Annotated in this window: 11 protein-coding genes; 9 read left to right on the top strand and 2 right to left on the bottom strand. The window is 46.0% G+C overall.

Annotation, left to right across the window (positions count from 1 at the left end):
- Positions 1 to 34 precede the first annotated feature (34 nt).
- The 3 genes from QUA20_RS16485 to QUA20_RS16475 all read left to right on the top strand — a co-directional run bounded on the left by QUA20_RS16485 (position 35) and on the right by QUA20_RS16475 (position 4,835).
- Positions 35 to 1,105, top strand: a complete 1,071-nt coding sequence (locus QUA20_RS16485; RefSeq protein WP_333189956.1) for a DUF6745 domain-containing protein — start codon at positions 35 to 37, stop codon at positions 1,103 to 1,105.
- Between the two features lie 163 nt (positions 1,106 to 1,268).
- Positions 1,269 to 2,450 (top strand): sulfate adenylyltransferase, encoded by a 1,182-nt coding sequence (gene sat / locus QUA20_RS16480; protein WP_333189954.1) that lies wholly within the window; start codon positions 1,269 to 1,271, stop codon positions 2,448 to 2,450.
- Positions 2,451 to 2,657: 207 nt separating this feature from the next.
- The gene (locus tag QUA20_RS16475) at positions 2,658 to 4,835 is read left to right on the top strand and encodes a caspase family protein (protein WP_333189953.1); all 2,178 of its coding nucleotides are present in this window, start codon (positions 2,658 to 2,660) and stop codon (positions 4,833 to 4,835) included.
- A 268-nt stretch (positions 4,836 to 5,103) separates the two neighbouring features.
- On the opposite strand, the gene QUA20_RS16470 is transcribed toward QUA20_RS16475, so the two are convergent.
- Positions 5,104 to 6,381, bottom strand: coding sequence for a valine--pyruvate transaminase (locus QUA20_RS16470; RefSeq protein ID WP_333189952.1), 1,278 nt, complete (start codon positions 6,379 to 6,381; stop codon positions 5,104 to 5,106).
- 583 nt (positions 6,382 to 6,964) lie between these two features.
- Between QUA20_RS16470 and QUA20_RS16465 the strand changes: the two genes are divergently transcribed.
- The 3 genes from QUA20_RS16465 (at position 6,965) to QUA20_RS16455 (ending at position 9,858) form a co-directional block, all read left to right on the top strand.
- The gene (locus QUA20_RS16465) at positions 6,965 to 7,507 is read left to right on the top strand and encodes a peroxidase-related enzyme (protein WP_333189950.1); all 543 of its coding nucleotides are present in this window, start codon (positions 6,965 to 6,967) and stop codon (positions 7,505 to 7,507) included.
- A gap of 21 nt (positions 7,508 to 7,528) precedes the next feature.
- Positions 7,529 to 8,734 carry an adenylate/guanylate cyclase domain-containing protein gene (locus QUA20_RS16460; protein WP_333189947.1) on the top strand — a complete coding sequence of 402 codons (1,206 nt, stop codon included), beginning with the start codon at positions 7,529 to 7,531 and terminating at the stop codon, positions 8,732 to 8,734.
- 284 nt (positions 8,735 to 9,018) lie between these two features.
- Entirely contained in the window at positions 9,019 to 9,858 is an 840-nt protein-coding gene (locus tag QUA20_RS16455; RefSeq protein WP_333189945.1) for a Tab2/Atab2 family RNA-binding protein, read from the top strand.
- Between the two features lie 144 nt (positions 9,859 to 10,002).
- Here the strand turns inward: QUA20_RS16455 and QUA20_RS16450 are convergent, their stop codons facing one another.
- Positions 10,003 to 10,203 carry a hypothetical protein gene (locus QUA20_RS16450; RefSeq protein WP_172187078.1) on the bottom strand — a complete coding sequence of 67 codons (201 nt, stop codon included), beginning with the start codon at positions 10,201 to 10,203 and terminating at the stop codon, positions 10,003 to 10,005.
- 209 nt (positions 10,204 to 10,412) lie between these two features.
- On the opposite strand from QUA20_RS16450, the gene QUA20_RS16445 reads away from it, so the two are divergent.
- The 3 genes from QUA20_RS16445 (at position 10,413) to tcmP (ending at position 12,398) form a co-directional block, all read left to right on the top strand.
- Positions 10,413 to 11,285, top strand: a complete 873-nt coding sequence (locus tag QUA20_RS16445) for an S-methyl-5'-thioadenosine phosphorylase (protein WP_333189944.1) — start codon at positions 10,413 to 10,415, stop codon at positions 11,283 to 11,285.
- Between the two features lie 163 nt (positions 11,286 to 11,448).
- On the top strand, positions 11,449 to 11,778 hold the full coding sequence (locus QUA20_RS16440) for a hypothetical protein (protein ID WP_333189943.1): 330 nt from the start codon (positions 11,449 to 11,451) through the stop codon (positions 11,776 to 11,778).
- Positions 11,779 to 11,798: 20 nt separating this feature from the next.
- A complete protein-coding gene (gene tcmP / locus QUA20_RS16435; protein WP_333189941.1) occupies positions 11,799 to 12,398 on the top strand; it encodes a three-Cys-motif partner protein TcmP in 600 nt (199 codons plus the stop codon).
- The last annotated feature ends 58 nt before the right edge of the window (positions 12,399 to 12,456 follow it).

Genomic DNA, 12,456 nt, shown 5'->3' with positions numbered 1-12,456 from the left:
GTTTGACCGCAAATCAAATAATATAGCTGTACCAATGATCGCAATTACTCCCGAACAAACAGCGCTAATTCCGATTTATCGCGAGAAGTGGCGGCAAATTGGAGTTTCGATAAAACCAGTCGATCGCCCGCAAGCTACAGCCGCCATCAACACCGCCTACAACATCATCGGCTTTCCTGAACCGGAAATTATTTTCTGTGACAGCCCTTACATAGCTTTGCAAGCTTTTGAACCGCTAAGGATAAGCGATTCTGGTCTAGGAACGGCCAGCGAAATCAGAAACAAAATTCATAATGAATTGTACGATATATTAAGAAGTCAACTCAGCAGAGAACTGGAAAATAAAATTTACAGCAAACTGTATAACCCGCTGTACGCTCAACTGATGAATCAACTGCACGTTCATGTTAAAGACGAAGTTTACGTCAAATTAGCAAGGAAGTTGGGCGAGAGATTTCAGAAAATTTTTATCGATCAGACTTATCATAATAACAGCATAGTTTCCGAACTCTCAGCCTGTCACGGAAGTTGGGTGGATTTTTGTATTGGCGTGTTAAGTTTGGAGTACGATCGCTCTTTATATTCAGCTTTTCAATCCTTAGTGGAAAAGTGCGGCTGGATTTACCCGTTTGAGAAAAAGTGCTTTGTGTGCGATCGCCCGCGACAACTTCATTTTGACAGCGAATATTTGCTCCACGCAGAAGGTCAACCAGCGATCGAATTTGCTGACAAGTTCAGCGTATACTGTTATCGCGGCGTGCGACTGCCGGAAACAATCGGTCAAGTTCCGCCTCAGTCTTGGCAAGCTTCATGGCTGTTAACAGAAGATAATGCCGAAGTGCGGCGAGTTTTGATTCAGGCGATCGGCTATCCGAGAATTTGTCAAGAATTGCAAGCAACTCAATTGGATACTTGGCAAGAATATACTTTGTTGAAAATTGAGAATAATATTGACTTAGAGCCAATTTATTTGTTAAAGATGACTTGTCCGAGTACGGGACACGTTCACGTTTTACGAGTGCCGCCAGAAGCGCGATCGGCTAAAGAAGCGATTAGCTGGGTAAATTGGGGAATAGATCCCGAAGAATTTCAAGTGCAAACTTGACCGGAAAGTTTAGAGTGTTGAGTGCGCTAGTTGACAGTTAAAGAATTACAGCGCCACAAAAACAGCGTTCTGCACAAGTCCAGAACAATTAAAAAATGTAGATTTACAGCCCGCACTTGGTACTATGTACTCTGGCAGCTAAAACCCACAACTTCAAATCGACATGAGCCAGCATTCAGACCGCATTGCCCCTCACGGCGGCATCCTGGTCAACCGCATTGCCACACTAGACCAAAGACAAGAATTTTTCGACAAAGCAGAAGTATTGCCGCGAGTTCAGCTTTCGGATCGATCGATCTCCGACCTGCAAATGATCGCCATCGGCGCCCTGAGTCCCCTCAAAGGGTTCATGAACGAAGCTGATTATCGATCGGTCGTCAAACAAATGCGCCTCTCCAACGGCCTCCCTTGGTCGGTTCCCATCACCCTCTCGGTAACAGAAGCAGTTGCCGATACCCTGAAAGCAGGAACTTTAGTGCGCCTCGACTCGCCGGCGGGCGAATTTGTCGGGCTCTTGGAACTCGCAGAAAAATACCGCTACAGCAAAGAAGAAGAAGCCCTCAACGTCTACCGCACCGACGACCTCAAACACCCGGGCGTCCAAGTAGTAGACAAATCCGGGCCAGTTAACCTCGCAGGCGACGTTTGGCTGCTGGAACGCGAACTAGATGTCCGGTTTCCCCAATACCAAATTGACCCGGCGAAATCGAGACTGCTGTTCAAAGAAAAAGGATGGAAAACCATAGTCGGTTTCCAAACCAGAAACCCGATCCACCGGGCGCACGAATACATCCAAAAATGCGCCTTAGAAACAGTAGATGGCTTGTTCCTGCACCCGCTAGTGGGGACGACAAAAGATGACGATATCCCCGCTGACGTGCGGATGCGCTGCTACGAAATTCTGTTAGAAAAATACTATCCAAAAGACCGCGTAATTTTGGCAATTAATCCGGCGGCGATGCGCTACGCCGGGCCGCGAGAAGCAATTTTTCACGCTTTAATCCGCAAAAACTACGGCTGCACTCACTTTATCGTCGGGCGCGATCACGCTGGAGTTGGCGATTATTACGGCACTTACGATGCCCAATACATTTTTGACGAATTTGAGCCGGGAGAATTGGGAATTGTGCCGATGAAATTCGAGCACGCTTTCTATTGCACGCTGACGGAACAAATGGCTACAACTAAAACAAGTCCCAGCACTCCCGAACAGCGGGTGCATTTGTCGGGAACCAAAGTGCGGGAAATGCTGCGCGCTGGAAAATTGCCGCCGCCGCAGTTTTCCCGGCCGGAAGTCGCCGCCGAATTAGCCAAGGCAATGAATATTTTCAATTACGAGATTTAAACGTTGAACCTTGGTGCGGGCGGTATTTTGAATAGTTTTTAATTTTGAGTTTTGAGTTTTAAAGTGGAAATTTTAAACTTAAAGCTCAAAAGTTAAAACTTAAAAACTCTCTTAATACTAAACATTTACAATCTAATTAATTTCCCTCAAATTATTGAGAGGAATTTAACTTAAAATTCAAAACTTAAAATTAAAAGCTATTTAAAAATGGGACTGAAGCGGCGGGAATTTTTGCAGCAAGCTGGCCGAGTGCTAGCCGCCATCGGAATCAGCGAGACTTTGTGGCTGCGGTTGGGCGATCGCTACCTCGAAGCCTTAGCCCAGCCGACAGCGAGGAAATTGGCTTTGTTGGTTGGCGTTGACAAATATCCAGACTCGCCCCTCCACGGCTGCGTCACGGATGTGGAATTGCAGCGGGAATTGCTGATATATCGGTTTGGGTTTGCGCCGTCGGACATTCTGACTTTGACTGACGCTCAAGCTACGAGGGACAATATCGAGACGGCTTTTGTGACTCACTTGAGCGGACAAGCAAAACCCGGTGACGTGGTAGTTTTTCACTTTAGCGGCTGCGGTAGCCGAGTCAGTTTGGCCGAGTCTCCCGGAATAATGCAAAACAGTTTGGTGCCGGCGGATGATGTTTTGCCGCTGTTAGCAAACCGGGCGGTGAACGATATTTTAGAGGAAACGCTGCTGCTGTTGGTGCGATCGCTCGCGACAGAAAATGCGATCGCCATCCTCGACACCAGCTACACCTATCCGGGTTCCCGCAAAAACGGCAACTTTCGCATTCGCTCCCGTCCCCGCCCCACCATCGGCGAGCCAAGCCTCGCAGAATTAACGTTCGCCGAAGGCCTCAAATCCAGCCCAAATCTCCGTCCGGCGGCCGTCGTACTTGCCGCGGGCGCGAATTCCCAACTCGCCGCCGAACAAGAGTGGAACGGATTTACCGCAGGTTTGTTTACCTACGCCCTCACCCAAACTTTGTGGTGGGCAACTCCGGCTAGCAGCTTCAGCGTCAGTTTCAGCCGCGCTGCGGGTACAGTCGAGCAAATGACGGGGTTATCGCAGGAACCGCAAATTCGCCATCACGATTTAACAGCGCCGCTGGCGGTGAATTTTTCAAGTTTAATGTTGAATTCCCCTGCATCTGACGGCGCTGTGACGGCGGTGGAAGAAGGCGGCAAAACTGTGCAGTTGTGGCTGGGCGGGTTGTCGCCGGGGGTTTTGGAGTGCTGCGCGGGTTCTGTGTTTGCTGTGGATTCTTCAGCGGGCGCGAGGCTTTTGCTGCGGGGACGTACCGGCCTCTCTGCTAAAGCCCAAGTTTTAGACAAGCCCGATCGAACAGACGGGCAATTAACAGCCGGCGAACTGGTGAGGGAAGAAATTCGGGTATTGCCGCGAAATATCGGTTTGACAGTAGCTTTGGACTCGGGTTTGGAACGCATCGAGCGCGTGGACGCCACCAGTGCTTTCTCGACTTTGCCGCAACTTGCGGCCGTAGGGAGCGAGCAACCGGCTGACTGTCGGTTCGGCAGAGTCCCGGAAACGAGTTTAGCCGAAACAGTCTCGCCTCACGAGCCTGGTTTGATACAAAGCCGTTACGGTTTGTTTTCTTTGGCTCAAATTCTGATTCCCGATACTCAGGGCGATGGGGGAGAAGCCGTCAAGGTGGCGGTGCAGCGCTTGACTCCGCAGTTAAAAGCACTGCAGGCGGGGAAGTTGCTGCGGCTGACAGTCAATGAGGGGTCTTCGCGCCTGAAGGTGCGGGCGGTTCTGGCAACTCTCGCACCGCAAGCGCGGACTGTGGCGCAGCGAGAGCCGGTGCGGGCCGGCGGTGATTATCGGCTGGAACCGCTGAGCGGGGAAAGTGAGAAATCGGTCGGGGATTATATACCAAGTGTGGAAAAAGGCAGCAGCCTTCAGTACGGTTTGTATAACGACAGCGATCGCCCGGTTTACTTTGCGGTGTTTTGCACGGACAGCGCGGGACGGCTGTCCGTGCTCGGCGCTGAGGGTGAAATGTCGCGGGCGATCGCTCCTGGGGAGAATTTGACTGTGCCGGCGGCTGGGGCGATCCTCTTCGAGGGCTTCGCTAACGGGTGGGCGGTATCTGGGCCGATCGGACTTGCGGAAATTATGGTTATATTTAGTGAGAATCCCTTCGCTCAAACTCTGGCTGCAATAGAAGCCGAAATGCCACAAACGAGGGATGCCCAGTCAATTCGAGTGTTGTTGAATCCTTTAAATGTGGCGCGGGCGGTGCTCGAAGATTTGCACGCGGCTAGCATTCCGGGGGTGCAGAAAGTGGGGATATCGACGGATGATTTGGCTTTGGATGTGAATGTTTGGGCAACTCTGAGTTTTGTTTATCGGGTGGTTTAATTTGCTAATTGGGAATTGGGGAATGGGGCATTGGTAATTGGGAATTGGGAATTGGGCATTGGTAATGACAACAGTCAACCGTCAACAGTTAACAGTCAACTGATATCAATTCGGGCTGCGCCGGAATGATATAGAGGACACGGCAGTGCCGTTTCCCTACCGTGATTTATTGTAGGGACACGGCACTGCCGTGTCCTGATTTCGGGTTATATTAATTCCGGTGCAACCGGACTTGATATAACAACTAACAACCAACCAATAACACTAACTACTTAACTGCTGGCTGATAAACCTTTTCTACCATTTGAGCCAAGCGTTTCATTGCAGTTTCAATCTCATCATTTGTCGCCGTCAAACTGATACGCAAACACTCGTGTTTGTGCTGCCAATCTTCCCGCAAACCGGGGAAGAAAGAACTTCCTGGCACGACAATTACGCCGACTTTCTTCAACTCTTGATACAGTTCCCAATCAGTCATTGGCAAATCTTTCAGCCACAACCACGCGAAAATAGCTCCTTCGCCCCGGTGCAAAAACCACGGCAAATCCTTCGGCATTGCTTGTTCTAGAGTGCTTTCTACGATCGCAAATTTGCTTTGATAGTACGGCCGAATTACGTTGATGGAGATGTCGGCAAGAGCGCCGGAAGCAATGGCACGAGTTGCGATCGCCTGTCCGTATCTCGGCGAATGAATGCACATATTGGTCTGAAAACATTCTAATAGTTGAATGATTTTTTCATCGCCGATCGCAATTCCGATTCTTTCTCCCGGCAATCCGGCTTTCGACAAGCTCATGCAGTGTACGATATTGCCGCCAAAAATCGGCGTCATTTCAGTAAAATTCAAAGACGGGAAGGGAGGGCCGTAGGCGGAATCAACCAACACCGGCACGTCGAAAGCGGCCGCTAAATCGGCAATTTTCTTAACTTCGTCGTCGGTGAGAACGTTGCCCGTGGGGTTGCAGGGACGCGAAAAAATGACGCAACCGGTGGTTTGGTCGATCGACAGTTGGCTGAAATCCGGGCGGTATTTGAACCTGTGGGCGGCTGCATCAATATCGAGGGTGGGTTTGCAGGCGACTACCGCTTCGGGAATCAAGCTAACGCCGCCGTAACCCGTGTAGTCTGGGCTCAGCGGTAAAACAATTTTTTTAAGCTGTTTGCTGGTAGTGTACCCGCCGAAAGCGTTGGCTGCGTAGAAGTAGATCGATTGACTTCCGGGAGTAATTAGGATATTGCGATCGGTCAAATTCAGTCCGTAACGCTGGTTAAAATCCGCCAATACCGCATTGATAAACGGCTGATAACCTTGACTGGAACCGTACCGACAAACCACCTCGCCGTATTCCGGGCTAGCCAAAAGTTCCGCAGTGCAGTCGCGCCACAACTGTTCGACTTCCGGCAAAATCACCGGATTTCCGGCGCTCAAATTGATAAACTCCTGCCCGCTGCCGGCTCTGAGAGTTTCAATAATATCTTTCATAATTGCCCGAACTCCCGTGAGGTGGGACATCTGAGCGCCAAATTGAGTAAGGGCAGGGTTCATAGCAAATGCAGCGACAAATATAGAAGTTTACAGTTTACCCATGATAACTCCAGTCGCAGGCGTTAGCCTAGCTTGTCTGGGGCATGGGTTGTCGATCGAGCCTCTGACAAATTTAATAAACTCGATCGGACAGCATTTGTTTTTTCCCCTGTGCGCGCCCCGAGCCTAAGATTCTGAGCATTGGTGGATTCCTATCGATCGAACAGTGTTTTTTACCTGAAAATTCGCGAACAGGCAGTATGATCGAATTCAAGAGTTTTGGTGGGATTTCGCGCCGCGCCAGATGAATTTCCAATACTTGACAGCAACTATTGGGGAATCTAAGATTAGCAGCCAGACCCGAGCTCAACATAATTTTGTTGGCTCCGGTTACTGCTATAATTGCAGGATAAATCCAGCCTCAAAACTCAGATTTTTTGCTAGCTCATGTTCATGATTCGCGGTTTTTAGATTAGACAGCGGTGCATTTCATTATCAATCCGACTAAAGCCCAGATAGCTCGTAACCTCGACCTTTGAGTGGCGTTACACAACAAATACGTAAATTCCAACGCAAATTAACAGCCATAAAATTTTACAAAACAATGACACACTTTCCACTTACAGAATACGAGAAACTTACAGATCCTAAAGCCAAAGCAGTGTACGAAGAAATCTTGACAGACTTGGGGTTTGGCATTGTCCCCAACCTGTTTAAGTCAATGGCAATCAACCCTGACATATTAGAAGCAAATTGGAGAAAATTCCGGGGAACCATCCTGCAAGGAGACTTACCCCGCACCCTTAAAGAAATGGTCGGCGTCGCTATTTCTCAATCAAATAATAGCGAGTACGCTCTCCAAGTTCACCTGCACGGATTGTCAGCGTTGGGGATGAGCGAAGAAATCCTGCGAACCCTAGTCTCTGACTTTGCCAACTGCCCTTTGCCAAAACGCGATAAAGCCGTAATTACCTTTGGCTTGCTGGCTGCTACAAAACCCTTGGAAGTGACAGAAACTGATTACCAAAACCTGCGGGATTTAGGGCTAGATGATTCTGAAATATTTGAGATTATTGCAACAGCAGACTTGTTTAGCTTTGTCAACCGATATACCGATTCGATTGCCCTCGAAATAGATGCTTTGTAATCTATATTTTATACCCCTATTATGGGCGAGCGGCTAGAAGATCTAGATCGAGAAGAACTTCTGTTGACAGCCCGCCGTTTATTAGCAGAAGCTCAAGCGCTTTCCATCCGCATTTCCGCTGTCAATGAAGTTGCCACAGCGATTAACCGCACCCTAGATCTCAACCAGATTTTGCGGGTAGTAGGCAAGCAAGCCAAATGGCTGCTCGACTTTGAACACTGTAGCGTTTGCCTGCACAGCACTAACGCTTGCACGACCTTATTTGGCCCGCATATCCCTGTAGATATTGCAGCCCTCCCAGAGGGCAGCCCTATTAACAAGGCTCTCAAAACACGTCAACCTCAATTAATTCAAGAAGCGGGTGCTACTGCTATTTTATCCCCCTACGCTTCGCAAATTATAATTCCCTTGGAAAGCGAAGGTAAGGTTTTAGGGACAATTAATTTTGCCACAACCAAGCCGCGATCTTACACTGTAGAAGACTTGCGGATTGGCTATCTTTTGGCTTTGCAACTATCCTCAGCCATCCGCAATGCTGAGCGCTTTAAAGAGATAAATAGCCTGTATGCCGATCTCGATACCGAAAAGCACAAATCTGACCAGCTACTGTTGAACGTGCTGCCGGTTGAAATTGCCGAGGAACTCAAAAATAACGGCAAAGTGGAACCACTTTATTATGATTGCGTATCTGTTTTATTTACTGACTTTCAAGACTTTACTAACTTATCTGAACACATGACGCCGCGAGAGTTAGTTGACGAACTAGACTACTGTTTTTCTTATTTCGATCGCGTGATGGATAAATACTCTATGGAAAAACTGAAGACTATTGGCGACAGCTATATGTGTGCGGCGGGAATTCCTACGCCTCGCCCCACACACGCCTTTGACGCTGTACTTGCGGCCATAGAAATTCGACAGTTCATGGATTTGCGAAAAATGCAGAAAGTTCAACAAAATATTACTTATTGGGATATCCGCATTGGCATTCATTCAGGTCCAATACTTGCTGGGGTAATTGGCAATAAAAAGTTTGCCTATGATGTCTGGGGAGATACAGTTAATACTGCATCTCGGATGGAATCTTCCGGCGTAGCTGGAAATATCAATATCTCTCAAGACACGTTTGAATTAGTTAAAGATTTTTTTGAATGCGAATACCGAGGAAAAATTTATGCTAAAAATAAGGGCAACTTGGATATGTATTTGGTTCGCCATCTTAAATGATTTTTGAAATGGCTAATTACTAAGGGAGGATGGCTAACCGAGCTTTGATACCATGTTAAATTTTAGATTTTAGATTAGAAAATTGGGCATGACTGATGACTATCACGGTTGGGATCGCGGACCTAAAGTTGCATTCTCTTTAACTGGTGTTAGTAGAAATAAAACTCAACTATGAACGTAAAATATATTGCTCGCAGTTTTTGATCGGGAGATGGGTATTGTATCGCAGTGCCCCCAGGCTATATTAAAATGATCGAGTTGTAGATTTTAATTTTTAATTATTTATGCGTATTTGGCAAGCCGATTTCTACCGCCGCCCTGTCCAAGACGAAACTGGTAAACCACTGTGGGAACTCTTAATTTGCGACGAGGAAGGCAGTTTTCAATTTAGCGCTATTTGCAGCCAGGGGGCCGCAAATTCTAATTGGCTAGCCTCGCAGTTGCAGCAGCAAGCTCAAGCCCAAAATTTGCCCGACTTGATTCAAGTATTTAGACCTCAGTCTCTCAGCTTAATCGAAGCTGCGGGCAAAGTTTTGGGTGTCAAGGTAGAAGCGACTCGGCGCACTGCTGCTCTGAAATTGCTGCTGCAACAACGCGCAAAAGAATATTCGAGTATGCCTAATTATACAGGTGAAACTTACAGTGCGATCGCCCTCGACTCGCCGCCTCCCGTACCCTTACCGGAAAACCTCTGGGGGGATGGCTGGCGTTTTGCTTCCCTACCCGCCGGCGACATTGAAGATGCTTTCCAAGGGCGTCCCCTGCCAATTTTGGAAATGCCAGAATTGCTGTTACCGCTGAATTTGGGCTTGGCTTCCACAGTACCCGTACCGGGAGTTGTGATTGACGGCGGACGCCAGTCTATGCGGTTGGCTAGATGGCTTCAGGATGCCAAACCTTTTGCTTTGAATTATATCGCTGGAGAACCCGACGGATTGATATTGGAAGCTGGGTTAGTAGATAGGTGGATTGTGGCTACTTTTGAAGATAGCGAGGTGAAAGCAGCGGCCAAAATTTACCAACAGCGCAAGCAATTAAGTAAAGGATTACATTTTTTGTTAGTGCAGCCCGATGATAGCGGCATGACTTATACAGGCTTTTGGCTGTTGAATTTTGATCGATAAGATGTAAATAATATTATTTTTGATGTTGCTCAATCGCGCGCCGAAAAATAGTAAAATACAGCCCGAACTCAGTTCCAGGAGATACAGACTAAAACACAACTTTTAAAACAGTTTCTGGAGCTAGCAAGAGATCGTGCAGCAAATTTATTCTACAACTAAAATCAATCCGTTTTGGATACCCTGACACACTCGGTTGATGTGAACATGATCGTTTTGGTCGATCCCGTCGAGGACTGCTGACTTCAGCAGTCGTCTGTCAAGGGGGGTAATTTGGCGAAAAGCAAAGATGCGCTGGACGATCGCTTCGATCGAGATTTTGGGGAGATTAGCAGAGCTGACTGTCATGGTCTTAACACGCTAAAAGTAGATAACAGAACTGTGTAGCTTTATTTTTAAAGATTTCGTGAAGTCATACTGTGATTAATATCACATACTTTATGTGACAATATAGTGTATGTCGGGTGACTTTTGTCACGAAATCTTCAATTATTTTTACGCCAACTTAACGGTGGCCCGATAAAATCACTCTTGTAAAACTCAGGTAGAGGGTAAAAATGGCACAAGCAAAAATCGGAATTATCGGCGGCAGCGGTTTGTATAAAATGGAGGCCCTCAAGGATATTGAAGAGGTAAAAATTGATACACCTTTTGGAGCGCCATCGGATGCCGCAATTGTGGGAACTTTGGACGGTACGCCTGTAGCATTTCTGGCTAGACACGGCCGCAACCACACTTTTTTGCCCTCAGAAGTGCCTTACCGGGCAAATGTTTATGCGATGAAGAGTTTGGGAGTGGAGTATTTAATCTCAGCGTCGGCGGTTGGTTCCCTGAAAGCTGAGGCGAAACCTTTAGATATGGTAGTACCGGATCAGTTTATCGATCGCACAAAAAATCGAGTTTCTACCTTTTTTGGAGAAGGAATTGTTGCTCACATCACATTCGGCGATCCGGTTTGTGGCGAATTGGCTAAAGTGTTAGCAAGTGCGATCGAATCCTTGAACCTCACCGAGGTTACCTTGCACCGGGGCGGCACTTACGTCTGCATGGAAGGCCCCGCATTTTCCACAAAAGCAGAATCCCACCTTTACCGCAGTTGGGGGGCGACAGTCATCGGGATGACAAATTTGCCGGAAGCAAAATTAGCCAGAGAAGCAGAAATTGCCTACGCAACTTTAGCATTAGTTACTGATTATGACTGCTGGCACGAAGATCACGACAGCGTAACCGTAGAAATGGTAATAGCAAATTTGCACCGCAATGCAGAGAATGCTCAAAAAGTCATTCAAGAAACAGTCCGTAGACTAACAGAAAATCCCCCCGTATCTGATGCACATTCAGCTTTGAAATATGCAATTCTGACTCGGCTGGATCAAGTGCCGGCTGCAACTAAGGAGAAAATGGGTTTGTTGTTGCAGAAATATTTGTAGCGAATAGGGCATCGGGGGCCCCATCGCCTAAAAGCATGGGGCATTCAATCTAATTGAGTACGATTAGCCTATGCTAGACAACTAACCGATCGCCAGATTCGGGTAGTGAAAATTAGTAAAATATATTAAAATAAATAGAGCGCTTATCCAAGGAGTCTAAACAATGAGTAACTCTGATACTACATGGTCTGCTGATGGTAGAAACATTCCTAATATTGCACCTCATACTAAAACTAAGCATTTATTAATAGAGCAATATGTTACAGATTTAATTTGTACGCTTTATGGGACAGGAAAACATGGCGTCAAAACTTTTACTATTGTTGATGGTTTTTCTGGAGGAGGTATTTATAACGATCGAGAATCACATAATACTTGGCAGGGTTCACCTATTCGCTTAATAAATGCCGTGAGAGAAGGTTATTTAAAATCACAAAGGACTTATCCTTTAGATGTAAAGTTTATTTTTATAGAAAAAATAAAGAGCATTTAAAATGTCTTAAAAATGTTGCTATGTGCCAAGCAGGATTTGAAGAGTTATTGGATGAACAAATACATACTTTTACAACGGAATTTCCTAAAGGAATAGGCAAACGAATAGAACAGTGTGAATTTATTAGTGATGAATTTGAAAACCAGGTTAATTATTGCGTTTTTCACGGTGAACAAAGAAGAGGTCATTCTTTATTCTTTCTAGATCCTTATGGATATCTTAATGTTTCTATGGAAAGCTTTAGAAAAATAAATAGCTTGAACAAATCGGAAATAATATATACACTTATGGCTAGAGATATTGAAAGATTTGTAATTGACAAAAATGGTAAAGAAAGAGAAAATTTTTATAAAAAACTTGAAGCAGAAGATTATTTTAAAAATTTAGAAAAATTACAAGGTTTTGGTAGGGAGGCAAAATTTCGAGATGAATCAATGAGATTATTTCGAGAGAAAGGAAATGCTAAAAAAGTTTTCACATTTGCAATGATTCCTACTAAATATAAAAGAGTTTTATACTATTTAATCCATATTTGTAGTCATTTAAGAGCTTTAGAAGTTATGAAAGATAGTAGTTGGTTATATAACAACATTAATTATCAATATAGCAATCCTAAATGATTTTCTCTATCTAGCTCAATCCTAAATGATTTTTTCTGTGTAAGTATATTGACGTATT

Origin of the sequence: Microcoleus sp. Pol7_A1 (assembly GCF_036701085.1) — a bacterium.
Lineage (GTDB): Bacteria > Cyanobacteriota > Cyanobacteriia > Cyanobacteriales > Microcoleaceae > Microcoleus > Microcoleus asticus.
The sequence above is the reverse complement of the archived record's forward strand: the minus strand, read 5'-3'. Positions and strand labels throughout refer to the sequence as shown.